The sequence below is a fragment of the Streptomyces sp. NBRC 109706 genome (assembly GCF_000974485.1).
Taxonomy (GTDB): Bacteria; Actinomycetota; Actinomycetes; order Streptomycetales; family Streptomycetaceae; genus Streptomyces.
Window position 1 is genome coordinate 552580 of the sequence record NZ_BBOM01000007.1, and the last position, 16396, is coordinate 568975.

The following is a 16396-nucleotide window of genomic DNA, read 5'->3' on the forward strand; positions in this document are numbered from 1 at the left end:
GCGCGCCGCACGGGGACGGGTGCGTTGACGATGTTAGGCGAGCGCGGCGCCCACCACCCTGTCCTCCCCCCGGGCACACCCCCCTGTGTTGTCCGACGCGCCCCCTGGGCGGCGGACGACCCGGGGGCGGTCAGCGGGCGCGGACGGCGTCGAGATAGTCGGCGATGGCGTCCCTGTTCCGGAGCAGGACCGCGATCCGGTCGGTCATCGCGTCCCGCTCCCGCTCCAGCAGCGCCAGCATCTCGGGAGTGGCGTCCCGGAAGTGGATATCGCGAGGACGATCGAGGCACGGGAGGATCTGCCGAATGATCCTGGTGGGCAGCCCGGCCTCCAACAGGCCCCGGATCTGGATCACCCGGTCGACGAAGACCTCGTCATAGGAGCGGTAGCCGTTGGCGCACCGGACCGGCGTGATCAGCTCCTGTTCCTCGTAGTAACGGAGCAACCGCCGCGATATGCCGGTGCGTTCGGACAACTCCCCGATGCGCATGTGATCCACCTCACGCCGAGCCGGCTTTACCCTCACACAGATGTGAAGGTTTGAGCATAGGCGGACACCGGGCCCCGGCCCACCCCACCAGCGACAGGTGAGACGCCATGACCGACCAGCCCTCGATCCCCTCCTCCCCCGTGCCGGCCTCGTACCGGCCCGCGCACGGCGAGCAGCGACTCTACGACTACAGCCCCATCGTGGACCGCGCCCCGATCCGGTGGCCGGGCGGTGCCAGGATCGCGTTCTATCTCGCGCTCAACATCGAGCACTACCGGGTCGACCGCCCGGCGACCAGCATCTTCCCCGACACCTCGGCGTTCGCGCCCGACCCGTTGAACTACGGCTGGCGGGACTACGGGCCGCGGGTCGGCGTCTGGCGGCTGATCGAGAGCCTGGACCGGCACGGGGTGCGGGCCAGCGTGATGCTCAACTCCGACGCCGGGGAACGCTATCCGGCCATCGTCCGGGCGGGCCGCGACCGGAACTGGGCCTGGATCGCCCACGGTCGGAACAACTCGACCTTCCAGTCGACCTTCCAGAACGGACCGGACCGGGAAGCGGAGCGACGCTATCTGACCGAGGTCGTCGACAGCATCGAACGCACCACCGGCACCCGACCGCGGGGCTGGCTGGGACCGGCCCTCACGGAAACCTTCCACACCCCCGAACTGCTGGCCGAGCTCGGCCTCAGCTATCTCCTGGACTGGACCAACGACGACCAGCCCTACCCGCTGAACGTGCCGGGGATGTACGGGGTCCCGTACACGGTGGAGCTCAACGACATCAGCCTCTTCGTCGGCAAAAGCCTCAGCGGCCCCGACTTCGTCCGCCTCGTCAAGGACCAACTGGCCCAACTCCACGCGGAGTCGACCGACAGCGGCCGAGTGCTGCCCCTGGTCCTGCACCCGTTCGTGATGGGCCAGGCCTTCCGCGCCAGATACCTCGACGAGGCCCTGGACCACATCGCCAACCACCCCGACATCTGGCTCACCACCAGCGACGAAATCGCCACCCACTACGCGGCGACGCACCCCTGACCAGCACGACACCGGGCGAGCCCGGCTCCGGCGGCCCGCCACTCGACGGTGAGGGCGGACCGCCGGAGAAACGCGCGGCCCGACCTCACCCGCATCACCTCTCCCCTTCCAGCCGGTCAGCCGCGCCGACCCCCGCGTTCCTCGATGATCCGCGCCATCTCCTCAGCATCCCGCCGCCCGTTCAGCAGATCGGTCGGCAGCGTAAACGCCTTCGTATAACCACCGCGCCCCGGAGCCGCGCTGTACGCCACGCCGTTGACCTCCAGCACCACCGCGGACCCAAGCGCGCCCCGAGCCGACCGCACCACCACCTCCCCCACCGCAGCCCGATCGATCACCTCCCGATCGCTCCCCAGCAACGACAGCACTCCGTCCTCCACCACCACGAACCCGTGCTGCGCCAACGGCCGAGCCCCACGCCCGATCTGCACCTCGTCGAAAGCCACCACATCGCTCCACTCCAACACCGCCCGAGGCGCGGCTTCACCCCCCCCACGCGGCACGAACACCAACGACTCCGCCACCCGCTGGGCCAACTCCACCATCCCCGGCGCGCTCCCCCGAACCCAGTACACCTGCAGCAGCCAGATGTCTTCCGTGTACACATCCGGAATCACGTAGTACTGGATCGTCTCCATCTCGACGCGGTCCCCGAACTCGGTCTCCGTGACGATGCCGGACCGATAGCGACAGGCGGGCCCAGCCGCCAGATCGACCACCGTGACCTCAGGCTCCGACGCAAGGCTCGTCCCGGGCAGCATCTCCATCGGCCTCCGCACCGCTTCCGCAATGGCTTCGACCGTGCGCGGATAGTCGGGAGTGTCGCGCATACCGTGAATGCTGACCGGCGACCTGGGTTCCGCGTGCCGAGGCACAGTCGGGATATACAGCGTGACCGGCTCGATCCGATCTTCCGCGGCTTCCGCCCACGCGTCCCGCAGCTCTCGCTCCAGGGCTCTCGTGTAACTCCGCCGCAGCGGACGCCCCCGCCCCACAACCTGCTCCACCACCGACCCGACCGGATCCGGAAGACGCACATCGAGCCACAGCCACTCGCCACCGCCCGGATAGTCGACCCTCGGCACCCAGTCCGTCACCTGTACGTCCTCTCCGTTCCGGGGCAACCGGCTCACTCGCCCTCACCCTCCGCCCACACGCCGAGCGAAACGCCCATGCGGTCGGCGATCTCCACCATGGCCACGCTGATCGTCGGCCCCGCCCACTGGACGGATAGTTTGAACATGCCCTCCGGGCACTGAGGCGGCAGAACATAGTGATCGACACGTTCCGAGAGGAAACTGCGCCCATCCTCGTCCGCCTCGCTCAGGAGCACCTCATGCACCCTGCAGGCGAGTCCGGCAGGCAGTTCGAGCCTGGTGATCTCCGGCTCACCATGCCGATGAGGAACAGGGTGGCTCGCCATGTCGACCACCGCGTCCAACGTTCGCTCCTCCTCCGTACACCGCCTTGCCTGCACATAGGCCACTGCCGGCACCAGCGGTCGTGTACTGATCGGCACCGGGGGCACATACGCCAACACGGGCGCAGCCTCCCTCTCCCCCATCTCCGCCCAGATTTCCTTGAGCTCGGGATAGACAGCCTCGGCGTACTCCGATGCCCCCGCACCACCCCGGTCGGCAATGCGCTGAGCGGCAGTCTCAGCACCGTCCGGATCCGCACTACCTATCTGCACCCACCCGTCCCCAGGGGACGCGAAGCGTGAATACCATCGGGTCACGGCCACACCTCCCAGGCATCTATCGCGTCGTCTCCCCAACTCATCGGACGGTCGCCTCGCTTTCCTGATAGGAGAACTCACCGACCTGCGCGGCATCCTGGGACCACGGACTGTCCATGCTCAGCGAGAGTCCAGGAAGCTCCGCGAAAGGAATCTGCGGACTCCAACCACCTGGAATATTGGGCTGGATAATTGCATCATCCCCCGATGTGAGAACGGCTGTCCCGGCACCTACGCCCACCCCGACACCCTCGAAAAGGCTGGCCCGTTGTGCTGCGGTGGTGCTGCCTGCACGTGCACTGGTGGCGGCACCCATGTCCGTCAAGTTCATAGCCTGACGCCAGTCCCCCGCACGCGAGAAGGGGTTCCCCCCGGTGAAGGGAGCACGCAGGCTACCGGCCAGATCCGGACCGAGATTCCGGAAGGCGTGCCGCCCCCAGCCTAGAGGGCCGAGCGGAACGGAGCGCCCAAACACGTTCAACGGCTGTCTGGCGATATTGGTGACCTCCCTGGCATAGCGATATCCCCGCAGCGCCTCGCCCGGAGTGGCACGGGTAAGACGTCGGATCCTGCTGAGCCGCGCCGCTGCCGATGCTCCAGGAGCCGTTGTTCTCCGTACGTTGTTGGCCGCCCGATAGACGCCTCGTCCACGCGCGGCACGCGCCGCGACTCCGGCTACTCGGCCGATGCCGAACGTGAGAAGTCCGATGGAATCCATCAGGACCCCCTTCCAATTCCCCTGAAGGACGTTCACCGTCAGGGAGATCGCGGTAGCAACGGCGGCTACGGCGCCCAGCGCCGCGCCCAACACCGGGACCCAGCAGAGAAGCAGTGAGGCTATGCCCGCGATCATCGCTATCTGGCCCGCCAGGGCCCCCAGGAGATTCAAGGCCTGAGTGAGGGCGGCCCCAGCGCGGTCCCAGAAACCGTCGGTGAGGCCGTCTCCGCCGATGAAGTCACCGATAGCATCCGCAGCTCGCTGGGCGGCGACGTCCTTGTCCTCAATAACTTCGGCCAACCGCAGGCGCAGCCGCTGTATCTCAGCCTGCGCACTATCCAACTGACCTTGCAGTGAAGCGTGTTGATCGTGGGTTTCAGAGTTCTCGTCTTCCGCTGCCTCAATCCTTGGGACGAGCCGGTCCAGTTCCGCCTGAGCCTGCTGTGCCTGGCGGCGGAGTTCCAGGCTCTCCTCCTGCGCTTCGCGCAGTTCGGGCCAGTACCCGGCTAAGGCGTTGGCCGTGGCGTCATAGCGGCCGTATGCGTGGAACACGTCGTCGGACAGCTCCGTGGCTTTCTCGCGAAAGGCCTCCCCGGCGTCGGACTGCCAACCGTCCTCGCTGTCGGTCACGTCCTCCAGCAGCTCACGGGCCCGTTGGATGGAATCGGCAGTGCGCCGGTAACGGGCTGCGGCCTCCTGCACCAACTCCCAGTCACCGGGAAGGGGATCGATGCCCCACTCAATCAGCGGGTACCAGTCCGTCGGGCGACTCATTGCTCAGCCCTCCCCCTGTAACGCGTTGGCCAGTTCGGACTCAATGCCGTCGTAGCTGTCTCCAGCCGCCTGGGCCAGTTCTGCGAACTTGGTAAGGCCCTCCATCAACTTGCTCCGGTGAACACGCCAGTTCGACGCGAACTGTTCCAATTCGTGGGCGAGGTCGCCGTGGCAGACCTCCTCCGCATAGTCCGAGGCGATGTCTTCAGCACCCTCGAACTCGCCGGCAACGAATCGTAGTTTGTTACCGAGTTCCTGGACGTCATCGACAGAGACTGTCAGATCGGACATACCTTTCCCCTCTCAGTGATATCGATTAGGGTTCCGCTAGCCGCTCCTCTCCCGAGGAGCTCAAGACGTGTAGGTCCAGCGCAACGAGGCCGCGATGGCCTCGAACATCTCCACTTGTGCGTCGGCGATCTCAGGGACCGGCATCGGCGTACTGAATGTCAGCAGCAACCAGGCGCCCGAGTTCGGCACAGGAAGATAGAAGTCGAGGACGGTGTTGGGCTGATCCTCTGGCTGGCCCAGCCCTTTGGTCTCCTCCGTGTGTTCCGTGCGTCTACAACGCACGGCCGGCCCGGAGGGCAGCGTGACCGTATCGATCTCGGCCGCCCGGCCGTGCGCGCCACGAAGGCTGTCGGCGATGGTGTCGACAGGCAGCGGCCCGGGATGTTCGGGATCTCCGGACGCCGCCGTAACCAACAGGCTGGCAGGGACGGGAATTCCGAGCACAGCGTGAGTGGAAAGGTACAACTCGATTCCGTCACGCTCGGCGGCGGACTCCACCATGGCCGTGAGCATCTGTCGGAATTCATGACGGCGAGCGGCGTGTTGATCCCGATTCGGATAGGCGGCGTCCACCAGGGACCGAAGGGAAGCGTCACGCTTCTGCCGCGACCGCAGTGGTACGCGGAACCAATCCGTCGGTGTGATCAGGCGGTACGTGGACGGTAATCGCGGCGGGCCCGACCGTTCCGCTGTCGGGTTGGCGACATACGGCGCTTGATGGCTCACGTGTTCCCCCCAGGGTTCCGTGACGCTTGGTCAACGAGTGAACACGAACCTACCAGTAGCGCTGCGGACGGTGGCCATGGGATGCCGCAGCGTGAGATCACTGCGGTCGATGCGGTTGCGTGCGGCTGTCCATGGACTCCGTGGCCAGCTGGTTCCTGGTTGTCCGCTACGGCTGGGGCGGGGTGGGGCGTTGTCGGTCGAGGCGGGTGCGTTGGGCTTTGGTCAGGTGCAGGGCGGCTGCCGCGACGTTCTGTTCCAGGTGCTTGATGCTGGCGGTTCCCGGGATGGGGAGGATCACCGGGGAGTGGTCCAACAGCCAGGCGAGCGCCACCTGGGCGGGGGTCGCGTCGAGTTCGGCGGCGATGGCCGCGACCTCTTCCGCCGCTGCCGATTCGGCCGCTCCCGAGTCGGCCGTCGCCGACGTCGCGGTGTGGACGGTGTGCACCGGGCGCCACGGCAGGAAGGCTATGCCGGCCGCCTCGCAGGCCGCGAGCACCGGCTCGTGCTCGGCGTCCAACAGGTTGTAGCGGTTCTGCACGCTGGCCACATCGATGATCTTTCTGGCCTGGTCGAGATCGTCGACGCTGATCTCGGAGAGCCCGATCCGGCCGATCTTGCCCTCGGCCTGGAGATCCCGCAGCGTGCCGATCTGGTCGGCGAGCGGCACCTCGGGGTCTATTCGGTGCAGTTGGAGCAGTTCCAGGCGTTCGAACCGCAGCCGGGCCAGCGCCCGGTCGACCTGGTCGCGCAGCACCTCGGGGCGCCCGTCGAGCGCCCACTCGCCTGACTCCGCCGAGCGGGCGACACCGATCTTGGTGGTGACCAGGACCCCCTCGGGGAACGGGTGAAGGGCCTCGACGATCAGCTCCTCGTTGGCCCCGCCGCCGTAGAGAAAGGCGGTGTCGATCAGGGTGACGCCCAGCTCGACGACCCTGCGCAGCACCGCCAGGGAGCCCTCGCGGGGTGGGCCTTCCTCCGTCGGCAGTCGCATGGCACCGAAGCCCAGCCGGCCCACCTCCAGATCCCCACCGATGCGGAACGTGCTCGAACTTGTCATCCGGTCAGCCTCCGTTGAACTCGCTCGGCCACGTTAGCAAGGGGCACTGACATCCCCGCTGTGGAAGATCGGGGGTGGAAGGACGGTCCGGAAAAACATAGGGGCGGCGGGTTCGTTCACATCACGTTTGCACGGGGGTTCCTAGGTTCGGGGCATGAAATGTCGGGGCGCCTCCAGCGGGCGGCCGATCGACTCCAGGCGACCATCGACGAGTTGCTGATCGAGGCGCGGGGCCGGGCCCGCACGCTCGACCGGGCTCCCGCCGATCTGACGGCCCTGGCGTGGCCACGACGATATGCGGGGGCCGGCCTGGGCCTGCCGATCGCCTACCAGATAGCCGAGGCCCATGGGGGGCGCCTCACGGTCGCCTCCTCTGGGCCCTGCGGTGACGGCTGCGTCTTCCGTCTCTCCCCGCGCCGCTGACCTGGCCGGCCGCCCACCGCCCGGGGCCGGCCGGGGCCGGCTGTCTGGCGGAGGCCAGGGCTCGGCGGGCCGCGGACCCCGCGATGAGCGAGGAGGAGACCGGGCTCCTCGACGACGCCATCCGCCTGGTGCTCGCGCACACACCCCCGTCGGCCGGCGGCAATCCGCGTGCGGACCCGCCCTCCCGTTGACACCCTGGGGCCCATGGACCACCAGCACGACAACCCCACACCGGCCGGCCCCCCGTTGATCGAGATTCCCCTCACCGAGGATCTGCTGTTCGGCGCCCTCGATATCGAGCGGACCGAGGACGGTCTGCTGCCGCACCGGCTGCCCGCCCGGGCCAGGGCTCAGTGCGACGACGGCCAGCTGGCCATGGCGGAGTCCCAACCGTCCGGCGTTCGGCTCGTCTTCCGCAGTCGGGCCACCGTCGTCGAGTTGGACACGCTCCCCACCAAGACGGTCTACCAGGGTGCCCCGCCGCGCCCCGACGGGGTCTATGACCTGCTGGTCGACGGGCATCGGGTCGGGCAGGCGAGCGCGTCCGGCGGCATGGTGCTCTCCGTTGACATGGCGGCCGGCACCGCCGAGACGCTGCCCGGCCCCGCGGGCACCGTCCGGTTCGCCGGGCTGCCCGAGGGCGCGAAGGAGATCGCCCTCTGGCTGCCGCACAACGAGACCACCCGGCTGGTCGCGCTGCGCGCCGACGCCCCCGTCGAACCGGTCGAGCGGACGGGCCGTCGGGTGTGGCTGCACCATGGCAGCTCGATCAGCCAGGGTTCGAACGCCGCCAGTCCCAGCAGCACCTGGCCGGCGCTGGCCGCGTCCCTCGGCGGCGTGGAGCTGGTCAATCTGGGACTGGGCGGTGGCGGACTGCTGGACTCGTTCACGGCCCGCGCCATGCGCGATACCCCAGCCGATCTGCTCAGCGTCAAGATCGGCATCAATCTGGTCAACAACGATCTGATGCGGCTACGTGCCTTTGCCCCGGCCGTGCACGGCTTCCTCGACACCATCCGTGAGGGCCATCCGACCGCACCGCTGCTGGTCATCTCGCCGCTGCTGTGCCCGCTGCACGAGAACACCCCCGGGCCGTCCGTCCCGGACTTCAGCGACCTCGGCAGCGGGATTCTGCGGTTTCGCGCCGCCGGCGATCCGGCGGAGCGGGCCGCGGGGAAGCTGACGCTCACCGTCATCAGGGACGAGCTGGCCCGGATCGTGAGCCGGCGGGCGGTCGACGACCACCGGCTGTACTACCTCGACGGCCTGGCCCTTTATGGCGAGGCGGACCACGCCGAGCTGCCGCTGCCCGACGCGCTGCATCCGGACGCCGCGACCCATCGCCTGGTGGGCGAACGGTTCGCCGGGCTGGCCTTCGCCCCCGGCGGCCCGTTCAGCACCGGACGCCCCGCGGCCGAACAGCCCTGAGCCCGAAGCGCCGCTCCGCCCCGCCCTGCCCCGCCCCGGTGGGAAGGACCCGTCGGCGTGGGCGGGCGTCAACTCCTCGCTGTCGCGAAAGCGTCGGCTCAGTCCGCCGGTTGGATGTCGCCGGTGGTGGCGGAGATCACGGGGCGGCCGGTGCCGGAGTCGGCCGGGGGCATTCCCGGGTGGTGGCCGCCGGCCGGAGCGGGGACCGAGCCGGGGGCCGCGCCGCCGGTGAGGGCGAGGCGGGAGACGATGCGGTAACGGTCACCCCGGTACAGCGAGTGGCAGTACTCGACGGTGCGGCCGGCGCTGTCCGTGGTGACGCGTTCGAAGAGCAGCGCCGGGGAGAACGCCGGCACGTCGAGCAGCGCGGCCTCCGCCTCGCTGACCACGGTGGGCTCGATGGACTGGGTGGCCTCCCGCACCTGGACGCCATGGCGTTCCCGCAGATGGTCGTAGAGATCGCCGGCGGCGAGATCGCGCTCGTCCAGCCGGGGGGCCAGATCGGCCGGGAGGTGCAGATACTCGACGGCCATGGGCATGGACTCCACCAGCCGCAGCCGGGCGATATAGAAGATCCGACCGGCGGGCGACATCCGGAGCTTGCGCCCCACCCGGGCGCCGGCGGCCTGGTCGGTGAACTCCAGGATGCGGCTGGTCCAGGCGCCCGAGGCCAGCGGAACGGCGAGGGAGTCGCCGCCGGAGACCAGTTCCTGGGTGATCTTGCCGGGCGCGATGAACATGCCACGGCCGTGTTCGCGGACCAGTTGGCCGGTCGCCACCAGTTCGTCCACCGCGGCCCGCAGCGTGGGCCTGGAGACCTCAAGCCGGGCGCAGAGCGAACGTTCGGAGGGGATCGCGTCTCCTGGGCGGCGTTCCTCGATCAGCTCCAGCAGGTGCTCCCGCACCCGTTCGCGTTTGAGGGCCGCCCCGGGCGACGGTCTGGCCATGGTCGTTCCCCCGTGCTCGACTGCTGCTCGTTCGACGTAACTTTGACCAGCATATGACCAGTTGGCGCCGGCCGGCGACTCGCGACGCCGGCCGGCGCCCGCTGTCCGCTCCCGGCGGACCGTTCCTAGCCGGCGGGGACGGTGTCCTCGAACGAGACGCCGTCGCCCCGGTACTCCGCGATCCGTGCGGTGACCTGTGCCGGGGTCAGCGCGGTGTCGGCGGCGAAGTAGACGTAGTCCACCTGCTGGTCATAGGCGCGCGGGGTGGTACCGGGCTGTCCGAGCAGGTCGATGAACCACTGGTTGAAGTTGATCGACATGGGCTTCTCGGGCAGATAGGGCTCGCCGTGCACGGCGAAGAGCCGGCCGTCCAGGTAGTACCTGATGCTCTGGCCGTCGATGGTAAACACCAGGTCGTGCCAGCCGTCGAAACTGGTTCGCTCGGCGGTGTGGGTGTTGACCGCCTCCCAGGGTTCCGCGCGGTAGGTCTCCCAGGAGGTGGCGTAGAGGATGTTGTCCGGCTCGCCCCAGCCGCCGTTGGGCAGGTACTCGAAGTCGTACTCGGCGTAGTCCGGATCCATCGGCGCCTGGAGGGCGTTGATGGAGAAGAACGTCTGCACCAGATGGTCGCCGTCGGGTCCGAAGCGTGGGGCGTCGGAGAACCGCACCCTGGCCGCGTAGGTGCCCTCCTGGAACTTGAGTTCCGAGGTGTAGAGCTCGGACTGTTCGGTGCCGCCCGGGGTGCCGTCGGTGGCGGACTCCAGGTTGAGCACCGTGCCGCCCTCGCCGGCCGGGAAGGTGATGTTCTCCGCCGGCCAGCTGGCGCCCGGGACGCCGGGGCCGCCGGTGTAGGTGCGCACGATCCATCCGTTCCGGCTCAGGGCGGGGTCGGCGTGCCCAGAGTAGTCGAAGTCGTCGAAGAGTTCGCCGGTGGGATCGCCCGGCTCCTCGGGTTCGCCCGGCTCGTCGCCCTCGGGTGCGGTGCCCCAGATCAGCTCGCCGTCGCGCCGCACGGTGATCCGTTCCCAGGGGCCGTAGGAGGTCTGGCCCGCGCCGAAGGAGTAGTCATCGGACTGGACCACCTGTTGCCAGTCCGCGCGGTGCAGCCGGAGTTGCAGGTCACCGGTGTCCGTGCCGGGGGCGAGGGTGCCGGCGCCCGAGGAGAAGCCGACCTCCAGGTAGCGGTCGGCGGTCTCGGACGGCTGGGTCAACAGGCCGAAGGAGCCCCGCACGTTGCCGCAGGAGACGACCGCCCAGGAGCAGCCGAAGCGGTAGTCGGTGCCGGGCGATTCGGCCTTGAAGTAGTAGCGGATGGTCAACTCGCTCAGGACGACTGGTTGGTCGCCTGTGTTGACCAGTTTGAGCCAGGGTTCGATCTGGTCGGCGGTGGCTCCGCCGTTGCCGCTGCGGTAGTGCAGGGCCACGGCGGCGTCGGCGGCCTCGATGTCCGAGGCTTGCGGATCGGCGTGCGAGACGCCGGCGGCGCCGAGTCCGGCGACCAGGGCGAGCCCGGTCACCAGGACGGCGATCCGCCGCCGGAACCGCGCTCGGGGTGGGGAGTGGCGCATGGGTCACTTCTCCTTCGCTGGGGGTACGAAACCAGGGGGACGAAATCGAGAGAGCGAGATCGAGAGAGCGAGATCAAGGGGGGCGAACCGGGGCCGGCCCACGGGCGCGTGGCTCAGCCGAGGCGCGCGTCGGCGCGGCGGCGCGGTGGCCGTCTGGGCTTGCGGTGGTTGACGCCCAGCGCGTCGAGTCGGGCGCTGTGCGCGGCCAACCGCGCGGTGAACGAACGGGAGTTGCGCCCCGGCGTGCCCCGTCGAGGGCTCCAGGCCACCTCGGCGAGCGCGGCGAGCCGGGGGAAGGCGAGGTATTCGACGTCGGCCGGGGTGGGCGCGAACTCGGTCCACAGCTGGGCCTGGGTGCCGAGCACCGAGCCGCTGCCGGCGCCGAACTCCGGCAGCGGCACCGGCACCGGGTCCCAGGCGAGGATGTCCCGCACGGTGACGGTGCCGTCCTGGCCGAGCGGTTCGCCGGGGTCGGCGGAGCGCGGATAGTCCAGATAGGTGCGCTCCCAGGGGGTGAGCACCACCCGGTGCCCGCGCGCCAGGGAGCGCGCCGCGGGGGCGCCGTGCGCGCCCGTGCGCCAGGCCATGGTGACCACCTCGGGCGGCAGCTGTTCGTCGTCGCCCTCGTCCCAGGTGACGGGGGTGCGGCCCTGGTCGATCAGATGGTTGGCGATCTGCCGCAGGAACCAGCCGCGCAACGCGGCGGGGCCGGCCAGGCCCTCGGCGCGCATCCGGCGGAGCGCGGCGTCGCTGGCGGCCCATTCGGTGGTGGGGCATTCGTCGCCGCCGATGTGCACATGGCGGGCGGGGAACACGTCCATCACCTCGTCCAGCACCTCGCGGCAGAAGTCCAACGCGGCGTCGTGCACGCCGAGGACGGAATCGCAGACGCCCCACTCGGGCCAGACGGGCAGCCGGCGGTCCGGGCGGTTGCCCAGCCGGGGGTAGGCGGCGATGGCGGCGCGGGTGTGCCCCGGCATCTCGATCTCGGGGACCACGGTGACGCCCCGCTCGGCCGCGTACTCGACCAGGCCGGTCAACTCGGCGCGGGTGTAGGCGCCGCCGTGCGGGGTGCCGTCGTAGCGGCGGCTGCCGGCCCGGCCGACCATCGACTCGGCGCGCCAGGCGCCCACCTCGGTGAGCGCGGGATGGCGGGGCACCGGCATCCGCCAGCCCTGGTCGTCCGTCAGGTGCAGATGGAAGACGTTCAGCTTGTGCAGGGCCAGCAGGTCGACAAAGCGGTGCAGAAACGCGACCGGCATGAAGTGCCTGGCCACATCCAGCATCGCGCCACGCCAGGGGAAGCGGGGGCGGTCGGTGATCTCCATCAGGGGCAGTCGCCAGGGCACGCCGGGCGCCGGGGTGTCGCCGAGGGCCGTGGGCGGCAGTGCCTGACGCAGGGTCTGCACGCCGTTGCGCAGTCCCGCGGGGGTGGCGGCGCGGAGCAGGACCGCCTCGGCGCCGACGGTGAGGCCGTAGCCCTCGGGTCCGAGCCCGGTGAGCAACGGGTCGAGGACGAGGGCGAGTTGGCCGTCGGCATGAGCCGGCAGGGGCAGTCCGGTGGCGGGGGCGAGCGTCTCGCGCAGCAGCCGGGCGACCGGCTCGCTGCCCGGGGTGAGGCGCAGGGCGGTGTGCTCGGTGAGAGTGAAGTGACCCGAGCGTTCGAGGAGATGGTGGGGCAGCGGGATGAGCACGGATGCCTCCGGAAGCGGACGGGCCCGGTGCGGACGACCGTGCCCAGCCCTTTGACTTTCCAATTGGTCAACTGAAGGGCAGTGCTGGTAAGAAAAGTGGCAGCCTCGGCCGAGCGGTGTCAAGGGCGGCGACAACGCTTCCCGTTCGACCACCGCGGCCACGACGGGACAACGGGTGGCAGTTAGTTTCACCGCCAACGCCCCTTCCGGCGCGTCCAGTTCCATTTTTCCCCGACTGTTTGCACAAGAACGGCACCGGCGGCCTTGACGCCCTCAAAGGTCTATGCCAACTTTCTCGTTCACGACCCAGGCAAGCCAATTGGTCAATCGACTCAGCGCCTTCCGCCTCTCGATCCCGAGGTGAACCGTGAAGATCCGTACCGTGGCCCTGGCCACCTCACTTACCACCGTCATGCTCCTGACAGGTTGTTCGGACGGCTCGTCGGACAGCGGGGACGGGCGGACGACCATCGACGTCTGGCTGATGCGGGACAGCGTCAGCCAGGAGTTCCAGCAGGAGTTCGTGGACGCCTTCCACGCAGCCCACTCGGACATCAGGGTGAACGTCCAGATACAGGAGTGGAACGGGATCGGCCAACGCGTCACCGCCGCCCTGGCCAGCAATGACGCACCCGATGTGATCGAGGTCGGCAACACCCAGGTCGCCCAGTACGCGGCCAGCGGCGGCGTCGTCGACCTGACCGACCGGGTCGAGGAGTTGAACGGCGGCGACTGGATATCGGGCCTCGCCGAGCCGGGCGCCATCGAAGGACGGCAGTACGGCATCCCCTACTACGCCGCCAACCGAGTGGTCATCTACCGCACCGACCTGTTCGGGGCCGCCGGCGTCGATCCCGCCGAACTGACCACCAGGGACGCCTGGTTGGCCGCAACGGAGACGCTGAACGAGCCCGATGGACAGCAGGGCATCTATCTGCCGGGGCAGAACTGGTATGCCCTGGCCGGCTTCATCTGGGACGAAGGCGGCGAGCTGGCCGTCGAGACGGCCGACGGCTGGCAGGGCGCGCTCGACACGCCCGAGGCGCTGGCCGGCATGGACTTCTACCAGCGGCTGCAGAGCCTGGGCCAGGGCCCGCGCGACTCGGACGAGGCACAGCCGCCACAGGTCGAGGTGTTCGCCGGCGAGGAGGTGGCGCAGATCATCGCGGTGCCGGGCGGCGCCAACCTGATCGTGGAGCGCAACCCCGAACTGGAGGGCCGGATCGGCTTCTTCCCGATCCCGGGCAAGACTCCCGAGAAGCCGGGCGCCGTCTTCACCGGCGGCTCCAACCTGATCATCCCGGCCGCGTCCGGCGAACAGGACGCCGCCTACACCTTCGTCCAGGAGCTGACCGGCGAGCAGTGGCAGCGGGAGCTGTCCCGGGCCATGAGCTATGTGCCCAACCGGACCGGGCTCGCCGACGCCGTCGCCGACGAGCCGGGCACCGCCGCGATGGCGGTGGGTGCCGCCGAGGGGCGCGCCACGCCCAACACGCCCGACTGGGCGGCGGTCGAGGCGGAGAACCCGATCAAGGACTATATGACCGCCGTGCTGACCGGCGGCGATCCGGCGGACGCGGCCAGGGAGGCGTCCGAGGTGATCACCCGGGCGCTGAACCCCTGACCGGGTCGGCGGGCCGGAGTCGAAGGGATTGAAGATGTCGGTCACCGGACAGCGTCCCGTTCCCGCCGCCACGCCCCCGAGCGCTCCCCCGGCACGCGCCGGGGAGCCGGCCCCGCGCCGCCGCGCGCGGGGCTCGGGCTGGTGGCCCTATCTGCTGATCGCCCCGACCCTGCTGGGCACGGCCGCGCTGCTGCTGGTCCCGCTGCTGCGCGGACTGCTGATCTCGGTCCAGGACTTCAAGCTGCGCGAACTGGTCAACGGGGACGCCGAGTTCGTCGGCCTGGACAACTACGGCACGCTGCTCGGCGACCCCAGGTTCTGGGAGGTGGTCCGGCGCACCTTCCTCTTCATGGCGATCAACGTCGTACTGATCGTCGGCATCGGCACCCTGATCGCGCTGCTGGTCGAGCGGCTCGGCAGGTTCGGCAGAACGGCCGTGCTCAGCGGTCTGGTGCTGGCCTGGGGGATGCCGGTGATCGCGGCGACCACCGTCTTCCAGTGGATGTTCCACTCCGAGTACGGAGTGGTCAACTGGGCATTGACCAGTCTGGGGTTCGACTCCTTCGAACGCTATGCCTGGTTTGCCAACGGGACGGCGGCCTTTGCCATCGTGGTCTTTCTGGTGGTCTGGCAGTCAGTGCCGTTCGCGGCGATCACCCTCTATGCCGGGTTGACCACCGTGCCCAGGGAGCTTCATGAGGCGGCCAGGCTGGACGGGGCGAGCGCCTTCCAGACGTTCCGCACCGTCACCTTCCCGATGCTGCGGCCGCTCTTCATGCTGGTGATCTGCCTCGAAGTGATCTGGACCTTCCGGGCGTTCGTCCAGATCTGGGTGATCACCCAGGGCGGTCCCGGGGACGCCACCACCATCCTGCCGGTCTATGCCGTGCAGACCGCGCTGTCGGCGCAGCGCTACGACCTGGGCACGGCCGCCTCCATGATCACCGTGCTGTTGATGTCCAGCGTGCTGGTCATCTACTTCCGTCAGCTCTACCGTCAGGAGGCCGAGCTGTGACCAGCACACTCCGGACATCGGTGCCACCGCGCCGGCGGCGCAGGCGTCCGCTGCGCGGCGCGGCGGCGGTGGTGGTCTTCGTCTTCTGCACCTTCCCGGTGTACTGGATGTTCTCCACGGCGCTGAAGCCGGCCGGCGACATCCAGACGGACGAGCCCAAGCTGGTTCCGTTCAACTGGACGTTCGACCACTTCCGGACGGCGATGGCGGCCGACGGGTTCTGGCTGTTCTGGCGCAACAGTCTGCTGTTGACGGTGGGTGCGGTGCTGCTGGCGCTGGTGGTGGCGCTGGCGGCCGCGTTCGCTGTGGCCCGGATGCGGTGGCGTGGCCGGCGGCAGTTCCTGCTGATGGTGTTCGCCGCCCAGATGGCGCCCTGGGAGTCGTTGATCATCCCCATCTACATCATGTACCGGGACACCGACCTGTTGGACCGGCTGCCGGCGCTGACCCTGATCTATTTCATGATCACGCTGCCGTTCACCATCGTGGTGCTGCGCAACTTCCTGGCCACGGTGCCACCGGAGTTGGAGGAGGCCGCACAGGTCGACGGCTGCACCAGGCTGGGCGCGTTCCGGCGGGTGATCTTCCCGCTGCTGGCGCCCGGGCTGATGGCGACCTCCCTGTTCGGCTTCATCACCGCTTGGAACGAGTTCGCCTATGCCAACTTCCTGATCATCAACAACCAGGACGCGCGCACCCTGCCGGTCTGGCTGACCTCGTTCCAGAACACCTTCGGCACCGACTGGGGCGCGACGATGGCGGCCTCGACGCTCTTCGCCATCCCGGCGTTGTTGATCTTCCTGCTGCTCCAGCGGCAGGTCACCTCGGGCTTCGCCTCGGGGGCGGTCAAGGGTTAGGGACGG

At 69.2% G+C, this 16396-nt stretch carries 16 protein-coding genes; 6 read left to right on the forward strand and 10 right to left on the reverse strand.

What is annotated here, in order from left to right:
- Positions 1–130: 130 nt before the first annotated feature.
- Entirely contained in the window at positions 131–490 is a 360-nt protein-coding gene (locus tag AOM46_RS16720) for a MerR family transcriptional regulator (RefSeq protein WP_062212165.1), read from the reverse strand.
- A 107-nt stretch (positions 491–597) separates the two neighbouring features.
- Between AOM46_RS16720 and AOM46_RS16725 the strand changes: the two genes are divergently transcribed.
- Positions 598–1530 carry a polysaccharide deacetylase family protein gene (locus tag AOM46_RS16725; protein ID WP_078856886.1) on the forward strand — a complete coding sequence of 311 codons (933 nt, stop codon included), beginning with the start codon at positions 598–600 and terminating at the stop codon, positions 1528–1530.
- Between the two features lie 116 nt (positions 1531–1646).
- Here AOM46_RS16725 and AOM46_RS16730 read toward each other — a convergent pair whose 3' ends face one another.
- The 6 genes from AOM46_RS16730 to AOM46_RS16755 all read right to left on the reverse strand — a co-directional run bounded on the left by AOM46_RS16730 (position 1647) and on the right by AOM46_RS16755 (position 6834).
- On the reverse strand, positions 1647–2360 hold the full coding sequence (locus AOM46_RS16730) for a hypothetical protein (RefSeq protein WP_158920448.1): 714 nt from the start codon (positions 2358–2360) through the stop codon (positions 1647–1649).
- A 299-nt stretch (positions 2361–2659) separates the two neighbouring features.
- The gene (locus AOM46_RS16735) at positions 2660–3223 is read right to left on the reverse strand and encodes a hypothetical protein (RefSeq protein ID WP_062212172.1); all 564 of its coding nucleotides are present in this window, start codon (positions 3221–3223) and stop codon (positions 2660–2662) included.
- 85 nt (positions 3224–3308) lie between these two features.
- Positions 3309–4760 (reverse strand): hypothetical protein, encoded by a 1452-nt coding sequence (locus AOM46_RS16740; protein ID WP_062212175.1) that lies wholly within the window; start codon positions 4758–4760, stop codon positions 3309–3311.
- A gap of 3 nt (positions 4761–4763) precedes the next feature.
- Positions 4764–5051, reverse strand: a complete 288-nt coding sequence (locus tag AOM46_RS16745; protein ID WP_062212178.1) for a hypothetical protein — start codon at positions 5049–5051, stop codon at positions 4764–4766.
- A 60-nt stretch (positions 5052–5111) separates the two neighbouring features.
- On the reverse strand, positions 5112–5624 hold the full coding sequence (locus tag AOM46_RS16750) for a hypothetical protein (protein WP_158920451.1): 513 nt from the start codon (positions 5622–5624) through the stop codon (positions 5112–5114).
- Between the two features lie 319 nt (positions 5625–5943).
- Entirely contained in the window at positions 5944–6834 is an 891-nt protein-coding gene (locus AOM46_RS16755; protein WP_062212184.1) for an aldo/keto reductase, read from the reverse strand.
- Positions 6835–6993: 159 nt separating this feature from the next.
- Here AOM46_RS16755 and AOM46_RS16760 point away from each other — a divergent pair, with 159 nt between their 5' ends.
- Positions 6994–7257, forward strand: a complete 264-nt coding sequence (locus AOM46_RS16760; protein ID WP_062212187.1) for a sensor histidine kinase — start codon at positions 6994–6996, stop codon at positions 7255–7257.
- A 204-nt stretch (positions 7258–7461) separates the two neighbouring features.
- Complete coding sequence (locus AOM46_RS16765; RefSeq protein WP_062212190.1) at positions 7462–8685, forward strand: GDSL-type esterase/lipase family protein; 1224 nt, start codon at positions 7462–7464, stop codon at positions 8683–8685.
- Between the two features lie 98 nt (positions 8686–8783).
- Here AOM46_RS16765 and AOM46_RS16770 read toward each other — a convergent pair whose 3' ends face one another.
- The 3 genes from AOM46_RS16770 to AOM46_RS16780 all read right to left on the reverse strand — a co-directional run bounded on the left by AOM46_RS16770 (position 8784) and on the right by AOM46_RS16780 (position 12894).
- The gene (locus tag AOM46_RS16770; RefSeq protein ID WP_062212193.1) at positions 8784–9632 is read right to left on the reverse strand and encodes a GntR family transcriptional regulator; all 849 of its coding nucleotides are present in this window, start codon (positions 9630–9632) and stop codon (positions 8784–8786) included.
- A 125-nt stretch (positions 9633–9757) separates the two neighbouring features.
- Positions 9758–11200 (reverse strand): cellulose binding domain-containing protein, encoded by a 1443-nt coding sequence (locus tag AOM46_RS16775; RefSeq protein ID WP_078856889.1) that lies wholly within the window; start codon positions 11198–11200, stop codon positions 9758–9760.
- A gap of 113 nt (positions 11201–11313) precedes the next feature.
- Entirely contained in the window at positions 11314–12894 is a 1581-nt protein-coding gene (locus tag AOM46_RS16780) for a beta-N-acetylhexosaminidase (protein WP_062212196.1), read from the reverse strand.
- Positions 12895–13261: 367 nt separating this feature from the next.
- Here AOM46_RS16780 and AOM46_RS16785 point away from each other — a divergent pair, with 367 nt between their 5' ends.
- Genes AOM46_RS16785 through AOM46_RS16795 form a run of 3 tightly spaced genes read left to right on the forward strand, consistent with a single transcriptional unit; the run spans position 13262 to position 16390 of the window.
- Complete coding sequence (locus tag AOM46_RS16785) at positions 13262–14518, forward strand: extracellular solute-binding protein (protein ID WP_062212199.1); 1257 nt, start codon at positions 13262–13264, stop codon at positions 14516–14518.
- A gap of 34 nt (positions 14519–14552) precedes the next feature.
- Complete coding sequence (locus AOM46_RS16790; RefSeq protein WP_062212202.1) at positions 14553–15533, forward strand: carbohydrate ABC transporter permease; 981 nt, start codon at positions 14553–14555, stop codon at positions 15531–15533.
- Positions 15530–16390, forward strand: coding sequence for a carbohydrate ABC transporter permease (locus tag AOM46_RS16795; protein WP_067226287.1), 861 nt, complete (start codon positions 15530–15532; stop codon positions 16388–16390). The genes AOM46_RS16790 and AOM46_RS16795 overlap by 4 nt, the downstream gene beginning before the upstream one ends.
- Positions 16391–16396 lie beyond the last annotated feature (6 nt).